The organism is Neorhizobium sp. R1-B, assembly GCF_004368875.1.
Lineage (GTDB): Bacteria > Pseudomonadota > Alphaproteobacteria > Rhizobiales > Rhizobiaceae > Neorhizobium > Neorhizobium huautlense.
The window spans coordinates 39,848-64,570 of the sequence record NZ_SOEM01000003.1; the positions used below are offsets into that span (position 1 = coordinate 39,848).

Below are 24,723 nucleotides of genomic sequence, written 5' to 3' on the forward strand. Positions count from 1 at the left end.
CGTCGCCGTCAATCCGGTTCCAGCGGATCACCGCGGACCAACGGGGTGCCGATCGCGGCGCTGCAGCCGGGAGTGCAGATGATCTCGCCTTGCCCTTTCTTGGCCGGAAATGGACGATATGTGACAGTTCCGTGACAGATTTGTGTAAGGAGCGCACATGGCCGTTATCCGAGAGGAAAACAGTGTCGAGGTCGGGATCGGCGCTGCAGCTTTTTCCCCGCTTTTCCTTCAATCGAGAAACCAAACCCGTTGGGCGATTGTCGCCCTGGCTTCCATAGGGATCTGCACGCTCACCGCAACGTTGGCTGCCGTCTTCGCGCCGGGTGTGCGGCCCCTGCTGCTGCAGGAAGACGGCATTATCGAAATGGCAAGCGTAGCCTGCCTTGCCGCCGCCGTGCTTGGGGCCGTAGTCGTATCCGTCACATGGGGAGGCCCGCGCCTTCCGCTCCTGGTGGCGGGTTTGATCGGTTTCGCCGAGTTGATGGACGAAACCAGCTTCGGTTCCCGCCTTTTCGGCTTTCAGCCTCCTGCGCTCTATGGCGGAGGTGAACTGGACGGCTTTCACGACCTGCTGATTCTGGCTTATCGAGTGCTGCGCGATATCCATCCGACCCTCGCATGGATTTTGGCAGGCCTGCTGCTGGCCGCGTCTCTCGGCATGATGATGTTTGCACTGAGCCAACTGGGGCGCGGGGTTGGGGAAAAGAGCTCGTGGCTGGCCGATCACATGCTGATCTTCCTGCACATCGGCTTCATTGGCCTCGCACAAGTAATCGACGTTGCCGCGGAATCCAAAGTGCTCTCGGCAGTCGAAGAAATGTTGGAGTTCAACGCCAGCCTGCCCCTGCTATTTTACGTTGCCAGCAGACCATCGTCTCGGCCGATAAACAACGCAGGATAACGGATACGCATCCATCCGGCAGTGCCTTGGATCGCCGAAATCCCGGATTGAGTCTCAAAGTTCCGGAAGCGCAGCATCCGACTGCAGACAGCTTGGAGATGAAAAATTGTGGTGGGCCCGGAGGGACTCGAACCCCCAACCAAGCGGTTATGAGCCGCCGGCTCTAACCATTGAGCTACAGGCCCGCCGTTTAAGCGCGGGCAAGGCGCAATGGCACGCCTTGCCTCGGAGGTCCGTCTAGCGCAATTCCCCCAAAGCTACAAGCCGTTGCCGCAATAGCTTCACAATCCATCGTCACGTAATGCGTGGATGTGCGTCAAAGTAGAATCGCCGCCTGCGACGCCATATCCGCCCGCCATTGCGGCAGCCCGCTGCAGCCGCGCCAACAGATCAGGAGATATCCATGCGCTTTGCGCTTTCGCCGTCACGTCTTGTCCTGGCATCGTTTCTTGCAGGTGTTGCTCTCGCCTCCACGACCCTGCAGGTCGCTGCCCAGGATGTCCGGCCTCGCGAACCGGTCATCAATGTCTCCGGTGAAGGAGAGGCCTCAGTGGCGCCCGATATGGCGATCCTGACGCTGTCGGTTGTCCGCAACGGCAAGACTGCCGAAGCTGCCCTTTCGGCCAACAGCGCGGCGATGAAGGAAGTCCTTGCCGCGTTGAAGGCCGAAGGCATCGCCGACCGCGACATCCAGACGAGCAATTTCTCGATCTATCCGCAATACCGCCATCCAGAGCCGAAGAATGGCAACGCTCCGGCGCCGGAAATCACCGGCTACGAGGTCGCCAACGCGCTGACGCTCAAGGTTCGTGAACTTGCCAAGCTCGGCGGGTTGATCGACAAATCGGTAAAGCTCGGCGTCAATCAGGGCGGCCAGATCAGCTTTACCAATGACGATCCGGAAAAGGCCTTGACGGAGGCCCGCAAGCAGGCCGTCGCCGAGGCGATCGCAAAGGCCAGAACCCTGACGGATGCAGCCAGTGTCAAGCTTGGGCGCATCTTGGAAATCAGCGAAAATTCGGCGAGACCCATGCCGCAGGCGATGATGCGCATGTCGATGGCGAAGGATATGGCCGCCGAGGCAGTACCGGTCGCGGCCGGCGAGAATACCTACACCGTCAACGTCAACGTCACCTTTGCCCTCGACTGACGGTAAAGCAAAAGCCCTCGCCGGACCGGAGTCTGGCGAGGGCGTTCATCCGTCAACGGGCGATGGAGACGGAAGAATTTGCCGGCAGCTAGCGGCGGATGACCGGGCAGCCGCGGACATTGGCGAAGACGACGCGATCGCGGCCGCCGCGATCGAAGCCGACGACTGTGACCGTGCGGCGCGATACGTCCACGACGCGGGTACGGCGAAGGCCCATCCGGTCGGCCTTGGCCTCGGCCAGCCAGGGGGCGCAACCCCGCGGGCGGCGATCCGGGCGCCATCCGCGATCATCTCTCCAACCCCGATCATGGCGCCAGTCGCGGTCGTAGTGCTGCACATAGATACCAAATTCGGGTCCGCCTGCGGCTGCCATCGGCGCTGTCGCGGACATGCCGGTGAACGCGACGAGAGCGGCGATACCGGCTTTGACGAGCATGCTGGTCATGGGTGTTTCTCCGGAAATTCGGGCTATGCCCGAGGTTCTTGTCTCCCGCCTTTTCGAAGCGATTGGCGCAACACTATTCCGGCGCGCCTGAACCCATTCCGAATCCGTCATTAAGCTGTCGTTCATATCCGCTCAGACGGAGAGATGCAGGATCACCTGACGGACATGCGGCTGATCGCGATGTTCGAATAGGTAGATGCCCTGCCAGGTGCCGAGTGCCAGCCGTCCGTCTCTCACCGGAATGCCCAGCGAGACGGCAGTCAGCGCCGACTTGATATGCGCCGGCATATCGTCCGGGCCTTCGGTGGTGTGCGTGACCCAGCGCATCTCCGGGTCGTTGGCGGGGGGCACCAGGCGGGAGAAAAAAGTCTTCAGATCGCGCCGCACATCCGGATCCGCATTTTCCTGGATGATCAGCGAACAGGAGGTATGGCGCACGAAGACCGTCAGCAGCCCCTCCTCCCGAGGGTGGCTGCTGACGAAATCCTGCGCAGCCCCAGTGAATTCGTAGAGGCCCTGCCCTCGGGTGGAAACGGAGATCACGGACTGGGGCATGGATATCCTTTCGAAGGTCGCTGGTGGCTCAAAGCGTCAGGAAGCTCTCGAAACCGCCATAGATCATCCGCTTGCCGTCGAAAACCTCCTTCCACTCGTCTCCGGAAAATCGCGGGTCGGCGATAACCTTTTTGTTGATCTCGTCCCGTTGTGCACGGCTCTCGTAGGTGATCCAGGCAAAGATGACGGTCTCGTCTTCCCTTGCCTGCACGGCTCGCGGAAATGACGTGAGTTCTCCGTAGGGCACGTCGTCCCCTATGCATTCCACATAGGTCAAGGCCCCGTGCTCCTTCCAGACATCACCGGCGAAGCGTGCCATCGCCTTGTAACGCTCCAGATTGGCCGTGGGCACAGCGAGAATAAATCCGTCGACATAGGGCATGGTCAGTCCTCCGTTATTGTTCGAACCACCCAAGGACGATCGAGCCGCAGCGCAGCCGACACGGCTCGCCAAATTTCGCCGGGCATCAGAACTGCCCGGCCTCCGGAGACGGAAACTCTTCCACCGAATCGACGCGGTCCGGATAGAAGGCAAGATATTCCCTGATGGCAGAAACCGCCTCGTACGGCTTCTCGTAGGACCAGACCGCGTTGCGGGATCGCTCGCCGCCTTGCGGAATACTGAAATAGGACGCTTCGCCCTTGTAGGGACAGTAGCTCTCGTGGTCGCTCTTTTCGAGAAGCGACATATCGACGTCCCTGCGCGGGATATAGTGGACCGGCGGATAGGAAGCCTCCTGCAGCGTCAGGGAATTGACGCTGTCGGCGACGACTTTTCCGCCGAGCCTCACCACCACGCGCGAAGGATTATGCTCAACGGTGATCGGATGATCGGGACCTGGAATTTTCTGCGCCCTGGCATTCATGGCTCGCCCTTCCGGTTTCGAAACATGGGAAGGAATCTAGAGCGCCGATCGCGGCTACCAAGCGGGGCTGCCGGAATACTTTGCCCCATTTGGGCGAACAATCGCAGGCGTTAAAAGGTGGTGATCACGCTGATCCCCGGCGTCTCCGACTTATCCATGCCCATCAGAGCCGGCACCGCCTCTTCCAGGCTGATCCTCTTGGATATCAGCTGCTGCGGCCTCATTTTGCCGGCCGTCAGCATCGCCAGCATCGCATCGTATCGCCAGGCCTGCATGCCGTGGCTGCCGTAGATTTCGAGTTCATGGCCTATCACCTGCGCCATCGGAATGCTGGCCGTCGCATGTTCGCCGAGCATCAGTCCGACCTGCACATGCCGGCCCCGGCGGCGGAGATTCTTGATCGAGTTGAAGCAGGTGACAGGATGGCCGAGCGCGTCGATCGAGACATGCGCACCGTCCTTGGTGATCTCGCGAACCGCCTCGACGACATCCGCCACGGTGCTGGCATTGATGGTTGCGACCGCGCCGCATTGGCGGGCAAGGGCAAGTTTTTCCTCCGAAAGATCAATGCCGATGGCATTGGCGCCGAGCGCGGTGGCGATCATGATCGCCGACAAACCAACGCCGCCGCAGCCGTGCACCGCCACCCAATCGCCAGGTCCGGTGCGGGCCTGATCGGCGACGGCACGGAAGGAGGTCGCAAACCGGCAGCCGAGGCTCGCGGCCGTCGCGTCGTCGATTTCGTCAGGCAGATGCACGAGGTTCGTGTCGGCGTAATCGATCGCGACATATTCCGCGAACGAGCCCCAATGAGTGAAGCCCGGCTGGAACTGGTTCGGACAGACCTGCTGGTTGCCGGAATGGCATTCCGAGCAATGTCCGCAGCCGGAAACGAACGGCACCGTCACCCGGTCGCCGATCTTGAAGCGCATCACGCCCTTGCCGCTCGCCACGATCTTTCCGGCCAGTTCGTGGCCCGGCACATGCGGCAGACGGATATCCGGATCGTGCCCCATCCAGCCATGCCAATCGCTGCGGCAGAGCCCGGTCGCGCCGATCTTGATCACCACGCCGCCAAACGTCGGCTCCGGATCAGGTAGGTTGCGAATTTCCGGCACCTTTTCAAAGGCTTCGTAAAACATGGCTTTCATTGGAGGGTCCTTCGATGACGTAGCGGCAGCATAGTCAAAAGCCTCACCCGGTCAATCAACCGCGTGTCCACCCCTATCGGTGGTGCGCCCGGATGACCGTCAGGAAGGCATCGCCATAGCGCTCCAGCTTCGACTGTCCGACACCGGAAATGCCAAGCAATGCATTGCGGCTCGTAGGCCGCTCGGTCGCGAATGCGACCAGCGTCGTGTCCGGAAAGACGACATAGGGTGGCACCGAAAGCTCTTTGGCGATAGCGAGGCGAGCGACGCGAAGCGCCTCGAAGAGCTCGGCATCGGCCCCTTCCAGTGCGGACCGGGCGCTTGCCGAAGCGGGCGACGCATTTCGTGACGCCTTGCCGGTGGTGGGGCGGTCCTTGCGGAAGCGCACCTCGCGTTCGCGCTTGAACACGGCGCGCGCCTCCGGCTCCAGCTTCAATGCACCGAAGGCGTTGTGATCGACGCTGACGAGGCCGGCCGCCAGCAATTGGCGGTAGACCGATTGCCAGGTTTTCGATGAAATGTCCTTGCCGACCCCGAAAACCGGCATGTCGACGTGACCGAAGCGGCTGGTTTTCTCGTTCACGGTTCCGAGCAGCACGTCGATCAGGTGGCCGGTCCCAAAACGTTCGCCGGTCCGGTAGACTGCCGCCAGCGCTTTTATGGCGGCCTCCGTTCCGTCCCAGGTTTCCACCGGCTTGAGGCAGGTATCGCAATTGCCGCATTGCCCGGCATGCGCCTCCCCGAAATGCGCGAGGATCGCCTGCCGGCGGCAGCCGGGGGTTTCGCAGATGCCGAGCAGCGCATTAAGCTTGGCCCGTTCGACCCGCTTGATATCGTCGCCCGAATTGCCCTCATCGATCATCCGGCCGCGCTGGATGACATCCGCCATGCCATAGGCCATCCAGACATCGGATGGCAGGCCGTCGCGGCCGGCGCGGCCGGTTTCCTGGTAATAGGCCTCCATGGAGCCAGGCAGGTCAAGATGTGCGACATACCGCACATTCGGCTTGTCGATCCCCATGCCGAAGGCGACGGTCGCGACCAGGCAGAGATCTTCTTCCTTCAGAAACGCATCCTGGTTGGCGTCGCGGACGCTGCGCTCCATGCCGGCATGATAGGCAAGCGCGCGGACACCTTGCCCGTTCAGCCATTCGGCCGTGTCTTCGACCTTGGCGCGCGACAGGCAATAGACGATGCCGCTCGAGCCTTTGTGGCGCGACAGGAAGCGCAGGAGTTGCTGGCGCGGCTGGTCCCGTTCGACAATCTCATAGGCGATATTCGGACGATCGAACGAGGTGGTGAAAACTTCAGCCGAGTGCAGAGCGAGCTTGTCGATAATGTCTTCGCGGGTATGCGGATCGGCCGTCGCCGTCAGCGCGATGCGCGGCACGCCTGGATATTGTTCGGCAAGCTGCCCGAGTTCCCGATATTCCGGCCGAAAATCATGTCCCCACTGGGAAACGCAATGCGCCTCGTCGATCGCAAAAAGCGCGATCTGTGCATTGCCGATCAACTCCCTGAAGCCGGCGGTGACGACGCGCTCGGGTGTGACGTAGAGAAGATCGAGATCGCCGGCAGCAATCGCCCGCCGCACGTCCGCGAACTCTTCGCGAGAGAGCGACGAATTGAGTGCCGCGGCCCGCACGCCGAGCTGCTTCAGTGCCTCAACCTGATCGCGCATCAGCGCGATCAGCGGCGAAACGACGATGCCGACACCATCCCGGCAGAGCGCGGGTATCTGGAAGCACAGCGATTTGCCCGCCCCCGTCGGAAACAGCACCACCGCATCGCCGCCCGACACGAGCCGGTCGACAACGGCGGCCTGCTTGCCCCGAAAAGCGGAATAACCATAGATCTGCTTCAAGATGGAAAGCGGATCTTTCGCACCATTGCCTTCAAACAGGGGATCGGTGCTGCTCTGGGTTCGGGCCATGGAATCGCTTTCGTGGGAAGAGCCACACTATCGCACAGGTAGGACGGTGACGGCGAGTGTTGTAAGCGGGGCCAATCGGCCCGAAGCGACCGACCATGACACCATCGGTTCATGCCCGGTCAAAACGGCGGAAAGCCCCGCTTCTGCCACTCGCTCCGAGGCACCGGCGCTCCGATATCAAAAGCAAAGGACAGGATCTTGGTAGCTTCCTCATTCACTTCGCAACGGAAGCTAAGATCGTACCACTGGGAACTCGTGCGAAAGGCCCCACGCCTGACTTCCAGCAGGGTGCCGTTAGGAAGCCGATAGGCGGGCAGCAGTTCGGGCACGTAGGAGGGCGACACGTGCCGCAACTGTTCGCGCAATTCCGTAATGCAGAGTTGCCCCCCGCGCACCGCTCTCGGCACATTACCCATCGCTGTCACGGCGTTGGCGTCACCTGTCTCACTTTGAGAAAAAAGCCTTTTGGCTTCCGTCAGTTCCACTGGCTTTTCGGTCGGCGGCGTCTGGGCCGGCTCTGCTTTCGGCTTCACCGGCTGCGCGGCGACGATCTCAGTTTTCGTATCGGCAGGCGCAACCTGTGAGTTCGGGCCGTTCTGTTCCGAATTGGTCCCAATCACGCCCACCTCCGGAAGTTGGATATCGTCAGGAACCGGATTGGCAGGTTGGGTTTCGGGAAGGTCCTGCTGTTCAGTCTGAGGCTTCGGCACCTCCGCGGCTTCTGCTTCGGATGGCTCTGCGGGCATTTGTTTCGGCAATTCCGCAGGCTCTACATCCGGGTTCGTCTCGGGAGGCAACACGGTCGCTTCCTGCGATGAGTTGCCGTCCTGCGCCTTTCGCGGTCCGGTATCCTTTTCTCCGAACTCGAACACCGGCCGAAGAGGGGGAATCGGCTGTCCCCTCGCCTGTTCGCTTGCTGGTGGCGGCTCCTGCTTTGCCTCCTCCTGTGGCGGGGGTGGAGGCGGTTCCTCCTTCTTGGCCTCTTCCTGCTTTGGTGGTTCGGGCGGCGGAGGCGGCTCTTCCTTCTTGGCCTCTTCGGGTTGCGGTTCCTCCGCTGCTTTCGGCTTTTCCTCCGCCTTCTTTTCCGGCTCTTCCGGCGGCGGCACGATCTCCACGCTCACGCTCTCCTCTTTCTGCGGCTCGGAAAGATCGAGAGGGAGATGAAAGAAAAGGAGGACGGCGAAAATGACATGCAGCAGGATCGAGGCAGGAATGCCCCAGCCCATATCGTTGCGCCGTTTCTCGATCTCATCCGTCATGGCAGTCGATGTAAGACGGAAAACCGCCAGGATCGAGTCCCGGCTGATCAAAACAGAATAAATTGCAGATCTTGCCCTTCCGTTCTCCCGGTCCTTCCTGCACTTCGATTGAAAAATCGCGCCTTGCAAAGAAACCTACCATACGGTATCTTTATCTATGTCAGAAGCTCATCGACGTGAAAAACAACCGGAACAGGTGCGGCGCTCCCTCCTGGATCAGGCAGCGCGATGCGCTGTGGATCAGGGGCTCGGCAGCCTGACGCTTCAGGCGGTGGCAGATGCGGCGTCCGTGACGAAAGGCGGATTGCTGCACCACTTTCCAAGCAAGCAGGCGCTGATCGGCGCCGTCTTCCGGGACCTGCTCCAGAAACTCGACGCGCAGATCGACCGCTTGATGAGCGAAGACGACAGCAAAAGAGGCGGTTTCACCCGTGCTTATATCGACGCCTTTTTCCAGGTCACTCTCGAGGGTAGCGAAAGCCCTTGGGCCGCGCTCTCGATCTCCTGCATGACCGATCCGCATCTGCGCACGCTTTGGTCGGATTGGATGCAAAAACGGCTCAAGCGTCATGCGGAAACCGATGACCATCCCGATCTGAAGATTGCCCGTTACGCCGCCGACGGCATCTGGCTCGCAAACCTGACCGAGACGAACGGGCTGTCGGCGAAGGAGCTTGACGCACTCCGCGAGCAACTGAAAAACCTTACGAAATAAGAGCGACTACCATGAGCCCCGCAATCCTGACCTACGGCTCCCTCGCCGCCGCAATCGTGCTCGAAGTCATCGGCACGACCTTCCTGCAGCAGAGCCACCAGTTCACGCGGGTCCTGCCCACCATCCTGATGGGGATTTGCTATCTGGCCGCCTTCTACCTTTTGTCGATCGCGCTGCGCACGCTGCCGGTCGGCATCGCCTATGCTATCTGGAGCGGCCTCGGCATCGTGCTGATCTCCGCCGTCGGCCTGATCCTGTTTCGCCAGACGCTTGATGCCGCCGCCATCATCGGCCTCGGTTTGATTATCGCCGGTGTCGTGGTCGTGAATGTCTTTTCAAATTCGATTTCGCATTAAAAAACCGGCCTGTTTTCGCAGGCCGGTTTCTGATGTGAGTTCCGAAGCTGCTTAGCTGTCCAGGAACGAGCGCAGCTTGCGGCTGCGGCTCGGGTGCTTGAGCTTGCGCAGCGCCTTGGCCTCGATCTGACGGATACGTTCGCGAGTGACCGAGAACTGCTGGCCGACTTCTTCGAGCGTGTGGTCGGTGTTCATGCCGATGCCGAAGCGCATGCGCAATACGCGCTCTTCACGCGGCGTGAGTGATGCGAGAACGCGGGTCGTCGTTTCGCGCAGGTTCGCCTGGATGGCTGCATCGATCGGCAGAAGCGCGTTCTTGTCCTCGATGAAGTCGCCGAGATGCGAATCCTCTTCGTCGCCCACCGGGGTTTCGAGCGAGATCGGCTCCTTGGCGATCTTCAGGACCTTGCGGACCTTTTCGAGTGGCATGGCGAGCTTTTCGGCCAGTTCTTCCGGCGTCGGCTCGCGGCCAATCTCGTGCAGCATCTGGCGCGACGTGCGGACGATCTTGTTGATCGTCTCGATCATGTGCACCGGAATGCGGATCGTGCGGGCTTGGTCGGCGATCGAGCGGGTGATCGCCTGCCGGATCCACCAGGTGGCATAGGTCGAGAACTTGTAACCGCGGCGGTATTCGAACTTGTCGACCGCCTTCATCAGGCCGATATTGCCTTCCTGGATGAGGTCGAGGAACTGCAGGCCGCGGTTCGTGTACTTCTTGGCGATCGAGATGACGAGGCGAAGGTTCGCTTCGACCATTTCCTTCTTGGCGATACGCGCTTCGCGTTCGCCCTTCTGCACCATCGAAACGATACGTCGGAATTCGGCGATCGAAATGCCTGTTTCGGTCGCAAGATTCTGAATCTCCTGCCGGATATCGCGGATCGTCGTGTTCTCGGCGCGCGCGAATTCCTTCCAGCCCCGGGCGGCCAGATTGGCGATCGATTTCATCCAGTTCGGATCGAGCTCGGCACCCTGGTACTGTTCCAGGAACGAGTCACGCTTGACGCCGTAGGATTCGGCGAGACGCAACAGGCGGCCCTCGTTCTGCATCAGGCGCTTGGAAATGTCGTAAAGCTGCTCGACCAGGCTGTCGACGCGGTTCTGGTTGAGCGACAGCGATTTGACCGCGGTGATCAACTCGTCCTTGAGCTCCTTGTAACGGCGCTCCTGAGCGGACGAGAGCGTACCGGTCGCGGCAAGACGCTGCTCGACCTGCTGGTCCTGCAGCTTCCTGAGCTTCTTGTACGTGTCGGCGATCGTGTCGAGGGTTTCCATGACCTGCGGACGCAGCTCGGCTTCCATCGCGGCGAGAGAAAGGCTCGACTCATCATCGTCCTCCTCCTCTTCCTCGAGGATCATGCCTTCGCCGCCGACCGACGTAATGTCGTCGTCGTTGGCGGCAGTCATGCGCGCCTTGCGGGTCTTTTCCTTCTCTTCAGCCGCCTTGCGATCGGCCTCGATCTTTTCCGGGCTCTGGAACTGCGGCGCAGCCTTTGCTTCCGGGCCTGAATAGGTCGTCTCGAGATCGATGATCTCGCGGAGCAGCGTCGTGCCTTCGTTCAGCTCGTCGCGCCAGATGATCAGCGCCTGGAACGTGAGCGGGCTCTCACAGAGCCCGGCGATCATCGTTTCGCGGCCGGCTTCGATCCGCTTGGCGATGGCGATTTCGCCTTCGCGCGACAGAAGCTCGACGGAACCCATTTCGCGCAGATACATGCGAACCGGGTCGTCGGTCCGGTCGGTCGGCTCTTTCTTTTTCGCCGTAGCGAGCGCAGTGCCGGAGGTCGGGGCAAGTTCGCCGCCTTCGCTCTCCTCACCATCGCTGTCGCTCTCGCCGTCGTCATCGCCACCGGCGGCGTCTTCCGCCTCTTCGTCCTCGACGACATTGATGCCCATGTCGGAGAGCATCGCCATCGTGTCCTCGATCTGCTCAGAGGTAACTTCCTCCGACGGCAGGACCGAGTTCAATTCGTCCATCGTGACATAGCCGCGCTTCTTGGCGGCCTTGATCATCTTCTTGACTGCGTCGTCAGAAAGATCGAGAAGCGGACCATCCTGCGTGCCTTCGCGTTCGTTTTCTGCTTCTTCGTTTTCTTTGACTTTTGTTGCCATGTATTTCGTCACTTTCCCTGAACGCCACTTTCGCCGCGCTTCGTGGACACCGGCTTAAGACGACCGCTCGCCTTGCCGCGAATCACTGTTCAACACGTAACGGAATGACCTTTAATTCCCGATTACCATGGCGGTCGCATTTGACACAGGACCGTCCTGCCAGGAGATCACCGGTCATGTTCGGTGCTATTGACCCACTCCGCCTATTCTGCCTTGAAATGGTGATTCCCACAAATTAACGCTCCGTCAAGCTTTTCCATAAGTCATGCCCAGGAAAATTGGGAAAACCCGCTCAAAACGGGTCTTTTGTGGGTATACTCACCAAATATAGCCGCTATGTAGGCGGTGCCCCCTGAAAGACAAGGGTTTGGGTCGACAGAAAAGGCCCGCGCGTCGCTCCGCCGCATTCCTCAGCGAGACGCCCCGTCATACTGGGTTACCGTCAGGGCCGCAAGGTCGATTTCCGGAATGCATCTGAGATTGATCGCTGCCATCTCGGCGCCGTTTGGCAGAACCGCTTCGCTGAAGGGAGCTATACCGCAACTGGCGCAGAAATGATGGGCGATCACCTCTTTGTTGAAGTGATAGGTCGACAGGTTCTCCCGTGGCGTCGTCAGTTCCAGCTTGTCGCGCGGTACGAAGGCAAGCAATACGCCCCTCCGGCGACAGAAGGAACAATTGCATTCCATCGCCTTGTCGAATTCGCCTTCCGCCTCGAAGGCGATATTTCCGCAATGGCAGCTTCCCGAAATTCTCATCCATCTCCCCGAGACATAAGAATCACTGGGCAAAGGGTAGGATCGAGATCTCGTCCAGCAAGAGCAAGGGTGAAGCCGGAGCATTGCATCAGCCATGGCTGACGGCTGCCCCCTTCACCCGTCCTGACAAGACCCCGAAGCCGTCGATAATGGCTTCCTGGTTTTCCATGCGGAGTATTTCGAGCTGGACTTCCGAAAGCGCCCTGAGCAGCGGCTCGATTTCCGCCGCATCGCCCGCTTCGGTCGTCTCGGCAATTTCGCGTTCCAGCTCGATCTTCTGGACGCGAAGCGCCTTCGTCCGTTTGTGAAGCGACAGAGCCTGGCGATAACCTTCGCGAGCATCCTCGGGCGCTGCCTGCTGCGTTGCCGTCCACAGCCGCGCATTGCGTATCTGCTGATCGAGCAATTTCAGGATGGCATCGAACCCTTCAGCGGAAAGCCGCTGCGTCAGATATTCGCGTGAAAGGTTCGCACCCGCCGTTGCCGCGGCCGGCAGCATGGCAGCCCAGAAACGCTGCAAGTCCCGGTTCTCGAAATCGATGGCGGCTATCTCGTCATATTCCTCGAGCAGAAGCTGCGGATGATTGACGATGGTCAGCGCCAGTACGCTCTCGCGAAGGGCCGGCAAGTCTCGATGGCCGCGGACCAGGCCGGAACGTGCAAGACGATCGGAAATGCCGACGCCGCGGCTGGCTCCCCCTCCTGCCTGTGGCGCAGCGCCGCCGCGCCCTGTCCGAGTTCCACCGCGCTGGAACCCCTCGCGGCGTCCGTTGCCGCTACGTTGCACCGGCGAAAAGAAACTGTTCAGGCGGTCGCGGATTTCCTGCTGGTAATGACGTCGGACATTCTCATCTGCTATGACCGAGACAATCTGCTTCAGCCGCGCCTCAAGCTCCGCGCGCTGTTCCGGCGTTTCAAAGTTGCCTGAAGCGGCTTCGCGTTGCCAGATCATGCCGACAAGCGGCCTCGCATCCGAAATCACCTTGTCGAACGGCGCCCTGCCCTCCTGCTTGACCAGATCGTCCGGATCCTTGCCGTCCGGCAGCAGCGCGAAACGCACCGAGCGCCCCGGCTTCAGGGAGGGCAAAGCGAGATCTGCGGCACGGCTCGCGGCGCGCAGCCCCGCCCCGTCGCCGTCGAAGCAGAGGATTGGCAGCGGCGAAATCTTCCAGAGCAGATCGAGCTGGTTTTCCGTCAAGGCGGTGCCAAGCGGCGCGACCGCATTTTCCACGCCGGCCTGATGCAGCGCGATCACGTCCATATAGCCTTCGACCGCGATGATCGTGGCGCCCTCGGTCTTGCCGCCGGTGGCCTGTGCCGCCCGCCTGGCGCGGGCGAAATTGTAGAGCACCTGCCCCTTGTGGAAGAGTTCGGTGTCGGGCGAATTCATGTATTTCGCCGGCGCATCCGGCGCCATGGCGCGGCCGCCGAAGGCGATCACCTTCTCCCGCGACGAAAGGATCGGGAACATGATGCGGTCGCGGAAATAATCATAGGAGACCGGGATGTCGTCGCCATGCCGCACCAAACCGCAGGCCTCGATCTGTTCCTTCGGCACGCCCTTGCCCGCAAGAAACTCCTTGAGCGCATTGCGGCTTTCCGGCGCATAACCCAGCCGAAACGTCTCGATCGTCCGGCTCGTCAGCCCCCGGTCGCGCAGATAGGCTCGCGCCTTTGCGCCACCGGCGCTCTGGAGCTGATCTTGAAAGAAGCGGGCCGCCATCTCCATGACGTCGAGCAGCGACGTCCGCTCCTTTTCGCGCTTCTCGGCCTGCGGATCGGGCTGAGGCAGAGCGATGCCGGCCATGTCGGCAACCTGCTGCACTGCCTCCGGAAAACTCAACCCTTCGAGGTCGGTCAGGAACCGGAAATGATCGCCGGACACGCCGCAGCCAAAGCAGTGGTACCGGCCCTTGCGGTCCTCGCAGTGGAAACTCGGGCTCTTTTCCCCATGGAACGGGCAGCAGGCCCAATAGTCGCCGCGCGAGACGTTGGTCTTCCTGCGATCCCAGGTCACCCGACGGCCGACCACGGCCGATATCGGCACGCGATCACGGATTTCGTCGAGAAAACTGTTGGAAAAGCGCATCTTCACCTCTGAGCCAAACTTCATATAAGCGCCGGCTCGACCGAATGCCACCAGGAAGAAAAATGGTGCCCGCTATTCACAGGTTCCAACTATCCGCCATGCGGTCAGGGCGGTACGCGCAAATCCGCAGTCGCTGCAAGCGATCAGTAAAAGCAAGAAGGCGGGAATCCGAAATCGGGTTCCCGCCTTCTGATTTTCCAACTGGTGCAGTGAACTTACTTCAGAAGTTCCTTCACGACGCCCGAAGCCTTGGCGAAATCCATCTGGCCCGGATATTTTTCCTTCAGGACGGCCATGACCTTGCCCATGTCCCGCAGGCCCTGTGCGCCAGTTTCCGTGACCGCCGATTGAATGAGGCCGCGCACCTTTTCATCTGAAAGCTGCTCCGGCATGAAGCCCTTGATGACCCCGATTTCCTCGCGCTCCTGCGTTGCAAGTTCGGCGCGGCCGGCATCGTCGTAAATCTTGGCGGATTCCTCCCGCTGCTTCACCATCTTCTGCAGAATCTGCAGGATATCGTCATCGCTGACCGGATCCTTGCCCACACCGCGGTTGGCAATGTCACGGTCCTTGATGGCCGTCTGAATCAGCCGCACGGTGGAAAGCCGGCGCGTATCCTTGGCCTTCATCGCATTCTTGAGCGCTTCGGAAAGCTTGTCGCGCATCATCATTTTTCTCCTTGGGAAAAGCCGAGCGCAGGCCTCGGGAATTGTGGCTTTTCCTTGTCATCCAAGCCGGTGTCATAGACGACGGGCCGAGGGCAATCAATTCAATTCACTTAAGACCTTGAATTCAGACGAGGATAATCGTCAGGGATTCTTCGGTTCGCGTGATTGACCATCCCGCCCGCTTTGTTTATTTTCCGGCACCTGCACGAGATTTAGAATGTCAGGGCTAGCGCCGGTATCCTGCGCGCCCGTTCCTGCGACCATAGATGGCCTTTACAGCCTGTCCCTTCAAGGGATGGGGCCGGTGAGGCAGAAGGATGAACATGACTGCGACCGCTCCAGCCACCGCCCCTTGGACCACGAAAAAACCCACCGCCGTACTCGTTCTTGCCGACGGAACGGTGATCGAAGGAACGGGAATCGGAGCGACCGGCAAGGTGCCCGCCGAAGTGGTCTTCAATACGGCACTGACGGGTTACGAAGAAATCCTCACCGACCCTTCCTATCTCGGCCAGATCGTCACCTTCACCTTCCCCCATATCGGCAATGTCGGCACCAATGAAGAAGACATCGAGGACCTGACGCCCGCCGCCCGGCGCGGCGCGGTCGGCGTCATCTTCAAGGCCGACATCACCGAGCCCTCCAACTACCGTGCCGCCAAGCATCTCGACGCCTGGTTGAGGGCCCGCGGCATCGTTGGGCTTTCGGGCATAGATACCCGCGCGCTGACCGCCTGGATCCGCCAGAACGGCGCGCCGAATGCGGTGATCGCCCACGATCAGAATGGTGTCTTCGACATTGAGGCGCTGAAGGCCGAAGCCAAGGCATGGAGCGGCTTGGAAGGCCTTGACCTCGCCAAGGAAGCCACCTCCGGCCAGTCCTCGCAGTGGACGCAAACGCCTTGGGTATGGAACGAGAGCTACAGCGACCTCCAGCCGGAAGACGCAAAGTACCATATTGTTTGCGTCGATTACGGCGTGAAGCGCAATATCCTGCGCCTCTTCGCCGGCCTTGATTGCAAGGTCACCGTCGTCCCGGCGCAGACCTCGGCTGAAGACATTCTGGCCCTGAAGCCGGACGGCATCTTCCTCTCGAATGGCCCGGGCGATCCGGCTGCAACCGGCCAGTATGCGGTGCCGGTCATCCAGGACGTCATCAAGACCGATATCCCGACCTTCGGCATCTGCCTCGGCCACCAGATCCTCGGCCTTGCGCTGGGGGCAAAGACCGAAAAGATGCACCAGGGTCATCACGGCGCCAATCACCCGGTCAAGGATCACACGACCGGCAAGGTGGAAATTGTCTCGATGAACCACGGCTTCGCAGTCGATTCGAAGTCTCTGCCGGAAGGCGTTGAAGAGACTCACATTTCGCTCTTCGACGGCACCAATTGCGGCCTGCGTCTTTCCGGCAAGCCGGTCTTTTCCGTACAGCATCATCCGGAAGCTTCGCCGGGACCGCAGGACAGCCACTATCTCTTCCGCCGCTTTATCAACCTCGTTCGCGAGCGCAAGGGCGAACCGGCTCTCGCCGAACGCTGACCTGAAGCTGTAAAAAAGTCGCTGACGACCTATTGACCTCAACCATACTTGAGGCTGCACAAGACCCCTGTTCAACACGAGCAGGGGTTTTTCCATGAGCGAAATACACAAGGCAGGCGTCGTGCGCGTCAACAGGTTCTCGGTGCCGGAGGATGCCCGCGACGAGTTCATGCGCCTCATCAGGAGGACGCACGAGGTCATCCGGTCGCAGCCCGGTTTTGTCGACGATCTGGTCCTCGAGCAGCATTCTGGCCCGGGGGAGTTCAACCTCCTCACCATCATAAAATTCGAAGGAGAACACGTCCTTCAACCGGTTATTGCTGCAGTCGCAAAATCGGATGCCGAGGCCGGCATCGACCGCCAGGCCCTCACCAGGCGACTCGGCATCGAAGCTCATGTGGGATTCTATCAGCCTGTGACGCTTCGCGAACTTCTTCCAGCCTGAAGCGTCATGGCCAGCCGCTTCAGCGAGCCGTTTTCGGGGCGCGGACGAGAAGCCAGAACCGCCCGCAGAGAAAGACGGCGGCTGCGGCGAGGCCGAGGACGAAGCCGAACCAGACGCCCTCGCCCCCGAAACCAAGCGGGAAGGCAAAAGTCCAGGCGCAGGCAAAACCGATCGGCCAATAGGCGATGAGAGCGAGAATCATCGGCACCTTGGTATCCTTGACGCCGCGCAGCAGCCCGGCTCCCACCGCCTGCAGGCCGTCGACGAGCTGGAACGCGCCGGCAATTGCGATCAACGGCACGGCAAGGGCCAGCACGGTTTCCGCATCTGCCTGCCGGGTATCGAGGAACAGGGCGCCGAGAGCGCGTGGCACTGCCGCGTAAAGCACGCTGCCGATCGCGGTGAAGAAGATACCGACGCCCAGCACGGCGACCGCCGCGCGCCTGATGCCCACCGAATCGTTCCGGCCATTGGCAAGCCCCACCCGCACCGTCGCCACCTGGGCAAGACCGAGCGGGATCATGAAGGCGATCGAGGCAAGCTGCAGCGCGATACCGTGCGCGGCAAGCTCCAGTTTGCCGATCATGCCCATCAGCAGTGAGGCTGCAGAAAACAGGCTGGTTTCCGCCAGAATGGTGAAGCTGATCGGCAAACCAAGCGCTACGATCTCGCGGACCATGGCCCAGTCGGGGCGCCAGAACCGCACGAAGACCTCGTAGGCTCGCATCCGCGGCTGGCTTTCCACATAGACGACGGCAATCAGGAAGCCGCAGAGATTGGCGCTCACCGCCGCGATCGCTGCCCCGTGCAGCCCTAGCGCCGGCGCGCCGAAATGCCCGAAAATCAGCGTATAGGCCACCGCTGCGTTCATCAGGAACATGCCGATCGTGACATAAAGCACGATGCTACCTTTCTCGAGGCCCGTGACGAAGCTGCGAAGCGCCATCAATCCGAGCGCGGGAAAGATGCCCCATTGAGCGATCCTGAGATAGCTCTGCGCGAGAGCTGCGACATCGGGCGCTTGGCCGAGCCTGAGCAGGATCGGTTCTGAGAACCAGAGGAGCGGCGCGGTGAGAACGCCGTAGGCGAAAACGATCCAGAAGCCCATACGCACGGAGCGGCGAACACGGACCGCATCCCTATGCCCGAGAGCTTGTGCGACAAGCGGCACGACGGCGCTGGTAAAACCGGTGCCGAAGATGAAGACGATGAAGAACATCTGCGTTGCAAGCACGACGGACGCGAGTTCCGTCGTGCCGAGCCATCCGACCAGGATGACGTCGGTCGTGTGGATCGCCATCTGCGCAAGCTGCGCCCCCACCAGCGGCACGCCGAGGGCAACGGTCGCGCGCATATGCGAAGACCAGGAGTTGTCCGTGGCCGCATGGAACGTCATGGCTTGGCTCGAGCTCGACATGGGCACCTCCGCAGACGAAAAACGCCGCTTCCAGGAACTGGCGAGCGGCGGAAGCTTCGCGTATAAAGAAGCATTCGTCAGGCGGCAACACTTTGCCGCGATTCAGCAAAATTTTTGGCCGTCTCTTCAAGAAATCTGATGGCTGAGCTCATTATCGACTACAGCGACCGGAGTTTTCCTGGAAATCTTGCTCAAAAACACTAAAACGGCCACCAGCATGAAGATTGCTGCCATCAGATAGGGTGCGCCCGCGAACTCGACCGCCGCCCTCGGACCGGTAAAGGCACTGAAGAGTTGCGTAAAAATCGCGGGGCCGAGGATCGTCGTCAGGCTCGTGAGGCTGGCCATCGCACCCTGCAATTCGCCTTGCGCCGACGGGGGAACCTTGCCGGCTGCAATGCTTCTCAGCGGCGGGTCGGCGATATTTTCGATCGTGGTCGCAAGGATGATCGCATAGACCATCCAGCCTTCCCAGGCGAAGGCATATCCCGTCAATCCAAGGCACGAGAAGACAAGGCCAAGAACCGCCGTCTTCCACTCGCCGAGAACCGGCACGAGCTTCGGCAGGACAAATGCCATGACGAGCGCCGCGCAGATCCCGAAAAGGCCGAGCGACAGACCGATCTGGCCTTCGCTCCAGCCGTAGCGATAGGCGGAGACAAACGACCAGACGGAAGGATAGACAGCATGCGCCTGCCAGTAGAGAAACATCACCAGCATGACCCAGCCGATGCCCGGATAATGGCGCATCTGGCGCAATGCTCCGAGCGGATTTGCCCGCCGCCATTCAAACGTCCTGCGGTTGGCCCTGTCGAGCGTCTCCGGCAGCAGAAACCAGGCAGCGATGAAATTGGCAAGCGACAGGAGACCGGCGCCTAGAAATGGCACGCGTGGCCCCAGTTCCCCCAGCAAGCCGCCGATGACAGGTCCGACCGTAAAGCCGACCCCGAATGCGATGCCGATCAGGCCGAAATTCTTGGCGCGGTTCTCATCATTGCTGATGTCGGCGATATAGGCCGAGCAGGTCGCGAAACTTCCGCCGGAAATGCCGGCCAGCACGCGCCCCACGAACAGCATCCAGAAGCTCGTCGCAGCCGCGCAGATCAGATTGTCGAGCGCGAAGGTGAGGACGGAGGCCAAGAGGATCGGTCGCCGCCCGAAACGGTCGCTCAGGTTTCCGAGGAGCGGTGCGAACAGGAACTGCATGGCAGAATAGATCAGGAGAAGCCAGCCGCCGTCGACGGCGGCAGCGCTCATGTCGTCCCCCGTCAACTCCCGCAGGAACGTCGGCAACACGGGCATGATGATCGCGATCCCGATGACGTCCAGGAACAGGATCATGAAGACGAGAAAAAGACCGCGGCGAACGAATTTCGGATCGAGCATCGGATGTCTCTCTAGGATCTTGTGGTTTCTGGAAAGACGACCGGGTCGCCGGGCAGCCTACATACCGGCAAACTGAAAGGGAAACAATCCGTGAACATTTCAAAGTTTTTGATGGGAGGATGAGCAGATTGAATAGGGATCACGGCGTCCGCCGCTGTCCCGCCTTGAAGCAAGGGAGCGGCACACCGTTTCCGGTCAAGTCGCTTGACGACGGCGGAGCGACGCCCGCCACGGCAACCACGGATATCCCCTGTCCGCAGAACCCGGCTCGACATTTACGGCCGGAGACCATAGAGAGGAATTCCTCTTCTATGGCGGCTTTCCCATGTTCGAACTCCTCTGGCGCGGCATTTTGATCGGCATCGGCGCCACCATCCTCATGGACCTCTGGGCCATCCTGCTGCACCGGTTTTTCGGCCAGCCCAATGCCAACTGGGCGCCGGGCGGACGCTGGTTCTGGCATCTCTCCCGCGGAACCGTGTTTCATGAAAACATCGCCGCAGCAGAACCCTATGCCCACGAACTGGCGCTCGGCTGGGCCGGCCATTATGCGGTCGGCATCCTCTATGGAGCGGTTTTCGCCTTCATCGTCGGGCCCGGCCGGTTCTCTGCTCCGACCTTCGTGCCCGCATGGATTTTCGGCATCGTCACGGTCGCCGCCGGCTGGTTCCTCATGCAACCCGGCATGGGGATCGGCTGGGCCGCATCGAAGACGCCGAAGCCGAACAAGGTCCGCTTTCTCAATCTTGCCGCTCACACGGTTTTCGCGCTCGGGCTCTATGGGTCTGCGTTCCTGATCCGTTGATCCGGCGGATCCAGCCTCGCCCGGCCGAGGCTGTAATCACCATCCATCCTGAATCGTCCCGCAAACCAGCAGAAAGTCCGTTACTTCTTTCGTGGCTTGACATGTTATTTTTTTATAACATTATTTCATCAAAAACCAGGGAGAAGAGCGATGGAACTGAAATTCAAGGTATCGGGCCGGATTGCGAAGCCGGTCGAGGACGTGTTCGAGGCCGTCGCCGACCCGAAGAGACTGTCAGGGTATTTCACAACCGGCGGCGCTCAGGGCCGGCTGGAAACAGGTGCAACCGTCACATGGGATTTCCACGACTTTCCCGGCGCCTTCCCCGTTCAAGTCGTCAAAGTCGAAAAGAACAGGGAAATCGTGCTGCGATGGGCGGCTCACGAAGGCAACGCTGCGGAAGAGGGTCCGGAAAACGTAAAGCCCTCGGACTATTTCACGACGGTGACCATGACTTTCGAACCGCTCGAGGACAACCGTACGCTGGTCACCATCGCCGAAGAAGGCTGGAGGGAAACACCCGGCGGGCTGGCGGCATCCTACGGCAATTGCCAGGGCTGGTCTCAGATGCTCTGCGCGATGAAGGCCTATGTGGAATACGGCATCAACCTGCGCGAGGGCATGTACAAGTAGGCTTCGTGGAGGGGGAGTCGATGGACATGCCAGAAGGGCACGCGGCGAACCCGCCCGTGGTTTCAAAGATCGGAGAGCCCACACGAATGCGGAACCTCATTGGAATTGTATAGTATGGCTCCGCATTCGCGTGGCCTTCGGCGTTCTCTCGGGGTGTCCTGCCCCTACAGGTGATCACCTCGCCTCGCTGCGTGGCTTCATTCGCGGTCTCCTTTCGGGAAACCTTGCCACTTGCACGGCTATACCGAACCTGGCCCTGCGGCCAGGGGGAGGCTTGATAGGAGGAAGTCCGGCTGCCCGGTCTCCTTCCATGGCTTTCACCTCTTCCACCTTTCCCGCACGTTACGGGTCCGATGGAAGCGCCGGCTCCCGCCTGCCCGCGAACGTCTCGCGAAACACTCCGGCGACGGAAGCGGTGCAATTGTAGGCATGGATGCGGGGGGTGGGGATGAGAAAGGGGTTAAGTTACTGATCTGGCTAAGCGGATTCGAATTTTTCTACACCGATCGCCGCCGATGCGGGCTGCCGCCTCCTCTGACCTGCCGGCCATCCCTCCCCGCAAGGAGAGGGTTGGAGATGCCGCACCGCCGGCTCACAAGGTGTATCCTGGGCTGAAACCAAAACCGGAAACTTAGTCTTCACACATCCCCGGAGAACGTGTCGCAGGCCTTCATGTCGCCGGTATCGAAACCGCGCTTGAACCAGCGCATGCGCTGTTCTGAGGTTCCGTGGTTAAAGCTTTCCGGCACCACATAGCCCTGGCTGCGCTTCTGCAGCGTGTCGTCGCCGATCTGCTGCGCGGCATTCAGTGCCTCTTCCAGATCGCCGCGTTCCAGAATGCCCCTTTGCTCCGTGAACTTGCCCCAGACGCCGGCAAAGCAATCCGCCTGCAATTCGACCCGGACCGACATCTGGTTTGCCTCCGTCTCGCTCATCCGCTGACGGGCCTGATTGAAGCGCGGCAGGATGCCGAGAAGGTTCTGCACGTGATGTCCGACCTCATGCGCCACCACATAGGCTTCCGCGAAGTCACCGGCCGCGTCGAACCGCTGCTCGAGCTCCCCGAAGAATTCCGTGTCCAGATAGACCTTGCGATCGGTGGGGCAGTAGAAGGGGCCTGTCGCGGACGAGGCAAAGCCGCAGGCGGAATTCACCTGTCCGGAAAACAGCACCAGGCTGGGTTCCTGGTAGTTCTGGCCGTTTGCCTGGAAAATGCCGTTCCAAGTATCCTCGGTTTCGGCAAGAACCGTCCGAACAAAGGCGGTTGTATCGTCGTTTGCGGGCGCTCTGGTTGTCTGCTGCTGCGTGCCGGAGCCATCGAGACCAATGTCGCCGCCGGAAAGCAGCGTCAGGGGATTGATACCGAGAATCCAGCTGATGATCAGGATGAGAACGATGCCGCCGATCCCGATCCCGCCGCCGCGGCGCCCGCCGCCGCCGATCGGAATTCGGAATCCGCCTCGCCCCAGGGAACCACCCGCGGAGGCACCGCGTCGGTCCTCGACATTGTCCGATTGACGGCGGCCTCTCCATTCCATCTGGCGCTCTCCTGTTCGGCGACACTGCGCCATTACGCGATATAATGCGGATGACCGCAAAGGCGATCCATCCCATTACCTATAATGGAGATTTTTCCTCTCTCAAGCGACCCTCAAGGCCCTCTTGCCGGGCAGGAAAACCGTCAGCAGGCCGAGCGCCGGAAGGAACGCACAGAGGGTGTAGACGAAACTGATCCCGTAGAGGTCGGCAAAAACGCCGAGCACAGCTGCCGCGATACCAGCGATGCCGAAGGCGAGCCCGAAAAAGATGCCGGCGATCATGCCGACGCGCCCGGGCACCAGTTCCTGCGCCATGACGACAATGGCCGGAAAGGACGAGGCCATGATGAAGCCGACAATCGCCGAAAGTGCGATGGTGACGGGCAGGTTCGCAAACGGCATGGCGAGCGTGAAGGGCAACGCGCCGAGGATCGAGAACCAGATCACCACCTTCGTGCCGAACCGGTCGCCGATCGGGCCACCGATGACCGTTCCGAGCGCCACGGCACCGAGGAAGATGAAGAGCATGATCTGCGACTGCTGCACCGTAACGCCGAAACGCTCGATCACGAAGAACGTGTAATAGCTGCTGATGCTCGCCATATAGATGTTCTTGGAAAAGGTCAGCAACGCCAGCACCACGAGTGCCGTCGCCACCGTCCGCTTCGACAGGCTGTGCGCGTTCAAAATCCTTTTCCGGCCCTTGTTCGCCGCCATATGCGCCTTGTACCAGCGCGCGACCCAGGCCAGGATGAATATCCCCAGCATGGCAATGACCGAGAACCAGGCAACACTCCCCTGCCCGTTCGGGACGATGATGAAGGCGGCAAGCAGCGGACCGATCGACTGGCCGAAATTGCCGCCGACCTGGAATGTCGCCTGCGCAAAACCGTAACGCCCCCCGGAGGCAAGCCGCGCGACGCGGGAAGATTCCGGATGGAAGACGGCCGAGCCGATGCCGATCAGCGACGCGGCGACCACCAGCATCAGATAGGATTGCGACCAGGCCAGGATGAAAAGGCCGATAAAGGTCGACCCCATGCCAAACGGCAGCGAATAGGGAAAAGGCTTCTTGTCGGTGACGATGCCGATCACCGGCTGCAGCAGCGATGCGGTGCATTGGAACGCAAGCGTCAGGATGCCGATCTGCCAGAAATCGAGCGCAAAGTCGGCCTTCAGCATCGGATAGATTGCCGAAATCATCGACTGCATGATGTCGTTCAGCATATGGCAGAAGCTGACCGCCAGGATGATCGGCAGTACCGTCACCTCCGCTGCGGCAGCGGCGACAGGTTTCGAAGTTGCATCGGCCATCTGGGTTCCTCCGCGCAAGCGGTCCTCATCGATGGCCGTTGCGGCAAGTTTCCTTATTGGCCGGTGTTTATGCCCGCAGGCCGCGGCTGTCCATGACAGCAAGGCTGATATCGGTACGGTTCGCGAAATTTTGTCCGATCAGGCGCCACCGGATGCAAGCCGCCGATGCAAGATGAACATCGCGGCGATAGCGGCAAAGGTAAGCATCATGACCCAGTTCGGTCCGCCCGAGAAAACGACGGCATTCATGATGCGGCCGGGCAGCAGCGTGAAGAGGCCGGCGATCACGATGCCGCCGAAATACATGCCGATGACCGCCGCCTTGTGCGCCCGGATATTTTTGGCGCGCGCGGCAGTGATGGCCCGCCACGCCCCAACGAGCACGGAAATCGACAGGAGATGGATCGGGCTGAAACCGTGGAAAAGATTGATCTCGTGGATGAAGAAGCTGGAGAGCGAGGTCATCACCATCAGCATCATCCAGATCTTTCCGAGCAGCCGATGCCGCGGCGTGCCCTTGCGGTTGAGGAGGATGTAAGCGCCAAGCACGGCTGCCGGCAGTACCGCCGCGACATGGATCTGCACGGCAATCGGAGCGTCGAGAAGCGGTTGAAAATTCATGGCGACCTTTTCCAAGTTATCCGGCGATTGAACTCGGCGTCTGTTTCCGCCATGACTGACCC

25 protein-coding genes and 1 tRNA gene are annotated in these 24,723 nt (G+C 60.6%); 9 read left to right on the top strand and 17 right to left on the bottom strand.

What is annotated here, in order from left to right; translation table 11 throughout:
* Positions 1-157 precede the first annotated feature (157 nt).
* Positions 158-901 (top strand): hypothetical protein, encoded by a 744-nt coding sequence (locus EDE05_RS05155; protein WP_132408951.1) that lies wholly within the window; start codon positions 158-160, stop codon positions 899-901.
* A gap of 109 nt (positions 902-1,010) precedes the next feature.
* Here EDE05_RS05155 and EDE05_RS05160 read toward each other — a convergent pair.
* Positions 1,011-1,086 (bottom strand) — tRNA-Ile (locus tag EDE05_RS05160).
* 218 nt (positions 1,087-1,304) lie between these two features.
* Between EDE05_RS05160 and EDE05_RS05165 the strand changes: the two genes are divergently transcribed.
* The gene (locus EDE05_RS05165) at positions 1,305-2,051 is read left to right on the top strand and encodes an SIMPL domain-containing protein (protein WP_132408953.1); all 747 of its coding nucleotides are present in this window, start codon (positions 1,305-1,307) and stop codon (positions 2,049-2,051) included.
* Between the two features lie 88 nt (positions 2,052-2,139).
* On the opposite strand, the gene EDE05_RS05170 is transcribed toward EDE05_RS05165, so the two are convergent.
* The 7 genes from EDE05_RS05170 to EDE05_RS05200 all read right to left on the bottom strand — a co-directional run bounded on the left by EDE05_RS05170 (position 2,140) and on the right by EDE05_RS05200 (position 8,260).
* Positions 2,140-2,496, bottom strand: coding sequence for a hypothetical protein (locus EDE05_RS05170; RefSeq protein ID WP_105370215.1), 357 nt, complete (start codon positions 2,494-2,496; stop codon positions 2,140-2,142).
* Between the two features lie 132 nt (positions 2,497-2,628).
* Positions 2,629-3,051 carry a secondary thiamine-phosphate synthase enzyme YjbQ gene (locus EDE05_RS05175; RefSeq protein WP_132408955.1) on the bottom strand — a complete coding sequence of 141 codons (423 nt, stop codon included), beginning with the start codon at positions 3,049-3,051 and terminating at the stop codon, positions 2,629-2,631.
* A gap of 28 nt (positions 3,052-3,079) precedes the next feature.
* Entirely contained in the window at positions 3,080-3,433 is a 354-nt protein-coding gene (locus EDE05_RS05180; RefSeq protein ID WP_105370217.1) for a DUF1428 family protein, read from the bottom strand.
* Between the two features lie 85 nt (positions 3,434-3,518).
* Positions 3,519-3,917: a DUF427 domain-containing protein gene (locus EDE05_RS05185; RefSeq protein WP_132408957.1), complete on the bottom strand. Its 399-nt coding sequence runs from the start codon at positions 3,915-3,917 to the stop codon at positions 3,519-3,521.
* 110 nt (positions 3,918-4,027) lie between these two features.
* On the bottom strand, positions 4,028-5,068 hold the full coding sequence (locus EDE05_RS05190) for a zinc-dependent alcohol dehydrogenase family protein (protein WP_132408959.1): 1,041 nt from the start codon (positions 5,066-5,068) through the stop codon (positions 4,028-4,030).
* A 73-nt stretch (positions 5,069-5,141) separates the two neighbouring features.
* Positions 5,142-7,001 (bottom strand): DNA helicase RecQ, encoded by a 1,860-nt coding sequence (gene recQ, locus EDE05_RS05195; RefSeq protein WP_132408961.1) that lies wholly within the window; start codon positions 6,999-7,001, stop codon positions 5,142-5,144.
* Between the two features lie 119 nt (positions 7,002-7,120).
* The gene (locus EDE05_RS05200; protein WP_132408963.1) at positions 7,121-8,260 is read right to left on the bottom strand and encodes a DUF930 domain-containing protein; all 1,140 of its coding nucleotides are present in this window, start codon (positions 8,258-8,260) and stop codon (positions 7,121-7,123) included.
* Positions 8,261-8,456: 196 nt separating this feature from the next.
* On the opposite strand from EDE05_RS05200, the gene EDE05_RS05205 reads away from it, so the two are divergent.
* Positions 8,457-8,975 carry a TetR/AcrR family transcriptional regulator gene (locus EDE05_RS05205; RefSeq protein ID WP_245519872.1) on the top strand — a complete coding sequence of 173 codons (519 nt, stop codon included), beginning with the start codon at positions 8,457-8,459 and terminating at the stop codon, positions 8,973-8,975.
* Between the two features lie 11 nt (positions 8,976-8,986).
* Positions 8,987-9,331, top strand: a complete 345-nt coding sequence (locus EDE05_RS05210) for a multidrug efflux SMR transporter (RefSeq protein ID WP_132408967.1) — start codon at positions 8,987-8,989, stop codon at positions 9,329-9,331.
* Positions 9,332-9,382: 51 nt separating this feature from the next.
* On the opposite strand, the gene rpoD is transcribed toward EDE05_RS05210, so the two are convergent.
* From rpoD to EDE05_RS05230, 4 genes are all read right to left on the bottom strand, one after another.
* The gene (rpoD, locus tag EDE05_RS05215; RefSeq protein ID WP_105370223.1) at positions 9,383-11,446 is read right to left on the bottom strand and encodes an RNA polymerase sigma factor RpoD; all 2,064 of its coding nucleotides are present in this window, start codon (positions 11,444-11,446) and stop codon (positions 9,383-9,385) included.
* Positions 11,447-11,856: 410 nt separating this feature from the next.
* Positions 11,857-12,204, bottom strand: coding sequence for a GFA family protein (locus EDE05_RS05220; protein WP_132408969.1), 348 nt, complete (start codon positions 12,202-12,204; stop codon positions 11,857-11,859).
* Positions 12,205-12,292: 88 nt separating this feature from the next.
* On the bottom strand, positions 12,293-14,293 hold the full coding sequence (dnaG, locus tag EDE05_RS05225; protein ID WP_132408971.1) for a DNA primase: 2,001 nt from the start codon (positions 14,291-14,293) through the stop codon (positions 12,293-12,295).
* A gap of 215 nt (positions 14,294-14,508) precedes the next feature.
* Complete coding sequence (locus EDE05_RS05230) at positions 14,509-14,958, bottom strand: GatB/YqeY domain-containing protein (RefSeq protein WP_208325201.1); 450 nt, start codon at positions 14,956-14,958, stop codon at positions 14,509-14,511.
* 320 nt (positions 14,959-15,278) lie between these two features.
* Here EDE05_RS05230 and carA point away from each other — a divergent pair, with 320 nt between their 5' ends.
* Both carA and EDE05_RS05240 read left to right on the top strand, forming a co-directional pair.
* A complete protein-coding gene (gene carA, locus EDE05_RS05235; protein ID WP_132408973.1) occupies positions 15,279-16,502 on the top strand; it encodes a glutamine-hydrolyzing carbamoyl-phosphate synthase small subunit in 1,224 nt (407 codons plus the stop codon).
* A 94-nt stretch (positions 16,503-16,596) separates the two neighbouring features.
* Positions 16,597-16,947, top strand: a complete 351-nt coding sequence (locus tag EDE05_RS05240; protein ID WP_132408975.1) for an antibiotic biosynthesis monooxygenase — start codon at positions 16,597-16,599, stop codon at positions 16,945-16,947.
* Between the two features lie 19 nt (positions 16,948-16,966).
* Here EDE05_RS05240 and EDE05_RS05245 read toward each other — a convergent pair whose 3' ends face one another.
* Positions 16,967-18,364: an MATE family efflux transporter gene (locus EDE05_RS05245; RefSeq protein ID WP_132408977.1), complete on the bottom strand. Its 1,398-nt coding sequence runs from the start codon at positions 18,362-18,364 to the stop codon at positions 16,967-16,969.
* Between EDE05_RS05245 and EDE05_RS26725 the strand changes: the two genes are divergently transcribed.
* Positions 18,363-18,503, top strand: coding sequence for a hypothetical protein (locus EDE05_RS26725; RefSeq protein ID WP_157948974.1), 141 nt, complete (start codon positions 18,363-18,365; stop codon positions 18,501-18,503). The two genes, EDE05_RS05245 and EDE05_RS26725, sit on opposite strands and share 2 nt — an antisense overlap.
* Here EDE05_RS26725 and EDE05_RS05250 read toward each other — a convergent pair.
* Positions 18,491-19,750 (bottom strand): TCR/Tet family MFS transporter, encoded by a 1,260-nt coding sequence (locus EDE05_RS05250; protein ID WP_132408979.1) that lies wholly within the window; start codon positions 19,748-19,750, stop codon positions 18,491-18,493. The genes EDE05_RS26725 and EDE05_RS05250 overlap by 13 nt on opposite strands.
* 325 nt (positions 19,751-20,075) lie before the next feature.
* On the opposite strand from EDE05_RS05250, the gene EDE05_RS05255 reads away from it, so the two are divergent.
* Both EDE05_RS05255 and EDE05_RS05260 read left to right on the top strand, forming a co-directional pair.
* Positions 20,076-20,555 carry a DUF2938 domain-containing protein gene (locus EDE05_RS05255; protein ID WP_132408981.1) on the top strand — a complete coding sequence of 160 codons (480 nt, stop codon included), beginning with the start codon at positions 20,076-20,078 and terminating at the stop codon, positions 20,553-20,555.
* Positions 20,556-20,705: 150 nt separating this feature from the next.
* Entirely contained in the window at positions 20,706-21,188 is a 483-nt protein-coding gene (locus EDE05_RS05260) for an SRPBCC family protein (protein WP_105370230.1), read from the top strand.
* A gap of 638 nt (positions 21,189-21,826) precedes the next feature.
* On the opposite strand, the gene EDE05_RS05265 is transcribed toward EDE05_RS05260, so the two are convergent.
* The 3 genes from EDE05_RS05265 to EDE05_RS05275 form a co-directional block, all read right to left on the bottom strand.
* Positions 21,827-22,726: a neutral zinc metallopeptidase gene (locus EDE05_RS05265; RefSeq protein WP_112801023.1), complete on the bottom strand. Its 900-nt coding sequence runs from the start codon at positions 22,724-22,726 to the stop codon at positions 21,827-21,829.
* A gap of 102 nt (positions 22,727-22,828) precedes the next feature.
* Positions 22,829-24,040: an MFS transporter gene (locus tag EDE05_RS05270; protein WP_132408983.1), complete on the bottom strand. Its 1,212-nt coding sequence runs from the start codon at positions 24,038-24,040 to the stop codon at positions 22,829-22,831.
* 138 nt (positions 24,041-24,178) lie between these two features.
* On the bottom strand, positions 24,179-24,661 hold the full coding sequence (locus tag EDE05_RS05275; RefSeq protein ID WP_132408985.1) for a DUF2306 domain-containing protein: 483 nt from the start codon (positions 24,659-24,661) through the stop codon (positions 24,179-24,181).
* Positions 24,662-24,723 lie beyond the last annotated feature (62 nt).

Bases quoted from the DNA above. Each gene is read 5' to 3' on its own strand.
- EDE05_RS05185 (WP_132408957.1), bottom strand. From the start codon at position 3,917: ATGAATGCCAGGGCGCAGAAAATTCCAGGTCCCGATCATCCGATCACC.
- EDE05_RS05245 (WP_132408977.1), bottom strand. From the start codon at position 18,364: ATGTCGAGCTCGAGCCAAGCCATGACGTTCCATGCGGCCACGGACAAC.
- EDE05_RS05175 (WP_132408955.1), bottom strand. From the start codon at position 3,051: ATGCCCCAGTCCGTGATCTCCGTTTCCACCCGAGGGCAGGGCCTCTAC.
- EDE05_RS05255 (WP_132408981.1), top strand. From the start codon at position 20,076: ATGTTCGAACTCCTCTGGCGCGGCATTTTGATCGGCATCGGCGCCACC.
- rpoD (WP_105370223.1), bottom strand. From the start codon at position 11,446: ATGGCAACAAAAGTCAAAGAAAACGAAGAAGCAGAAAACGAACGCGAA.
- EDE05_RS05210 (WP_132408967.1), top strand. From the start codon at position 8,987: ATGAGCCCCGCAATCCTGACCTACGGCTCCCTCGCCGCCGCAATCGTG.
- EDE05_RS05180 (WP_105370217.1), bottom strand. From the start codon at position 3,433: ATGCCCTATGTCGACGGATTTATTCTCGCTGTGCCCACGGCCAATCTG.
- dnaG (WP_132408971.1), bottom strand. From the start codon at position 14,293: ATGCGCTTTTCCAACAGTTTTCTCGACGAAATCCGTGATCGCGTGCCG.
- EDE05_RS05275 (WP_132408985.1), bottom strand. From the start codon at position 24,661: ATGAATTTTCAACCGCTTCTCGACGCTCCGATTGCCGTGCAGATCCAT.
- EDE05_RS05200 (WP_132408963.1), bottom strand. From the start codon at position 8,260: ATGACGGATGAGATCGAGAAACGGCGCAACGATATGGGCTGGGGCATT.
- EDE05_RS05190 (WP_132408959.1), bottom strand. From the start codon at position 5,068: ATGAAAGCCATGTTTTACGAAGCCTTTGAAAAGGTGCCGGAAATTCGC.
- EDE05_RS05230 (WP_208325201.1), bottom strand. From the start codon at position 14,958: ATGCGCGACAAGCTTTCCGAAGCGCTCAAGAATGCGATGAAGGCCAAG.
- EDE05_RS05155 (WP_132408951.1), top strand. From the start codon at position 158: ATGGCCGTTATCCGAGAGGAAAACAGTGTCGAGGTCGGGATCGGCGCT.
- EDE05_RS05260 (WP_105370230.1), top strand. From the start codon at position 20,706: ATGGAACTGAAATTCAAGGTATCGGGCCGGATTGCGAAGCCGGTCGAG.
- EDE05_RS05270 (WP_132408983.1), bottom strand. From the start codon at position 24,040: ATGGCCGATGCAACTTCGAAACCTGTCGCCGCTGCCGCAGCGGAGGTG.
- EDE05_RS05240 (WP_132408975.1), top strand. From the start codon at position 16,597: ATGAGCGAAATACACAAGGCAGGCGTCGTGCGCGTCAACAGGTTCTCG.
- EDE05_RS05250 (WP_132408979.1), bottom strand. From the start codon at position 19,750: ATGCTCGATCCGAAATTCGTTCGCCGCGGTCTTTTTCTCGTCTTCATG.
- recQ (WP_132408961.1), bottom strand. From the start codon at position 7,001: ATGGCCCGAACCCAGAGCAGCACCGATCCCCTGTTTGAAGGCAATGGT.
- EDE05_RS05265 (WP_112801023.1), bottom strand. From the start codon at position 22,726: ATGGAATGGAGAGGCCGCCGTCAATCGGACAATGTCGAGGACCGACGC.
- carA (WP_132408973.1), top strand. From the start codon at position 15,279: ATGAACATGACTGCGACCGCTCCAGCCACCGCCCCTTGGACCACGAAA.
- EDE05_RS05165 (WP_132408953.1), top strand. From the start codon at position 1,305: ATGCGCTTTGCGCTTTCGCCGTCACGTCTTGTCCTGGCATCGTTTCTT.
- EDE05_RS26725 (WP_157948974.1), top strand. From the start codon at position 18,363: ATGGGCACCTCCGCAGACGAAAAACGCCGCTTCCAGGAACTGGCGAGC.
- EDE05_RS05220 (WP_132408969.1), bottom strand. From the start codon at position 12,204: ATGAGAATTTCGGGAAGCTGCCATTGCGGAAATATCGCCTTCGAGGCG.
- EDE05_RS05170 (WP_105370215.1), bottom strand. From the start codon at position 2,496: ATGACCAGCATGCTCGTCAAAGCCGGTATCGCCGCTCTCGTCGCGTTC.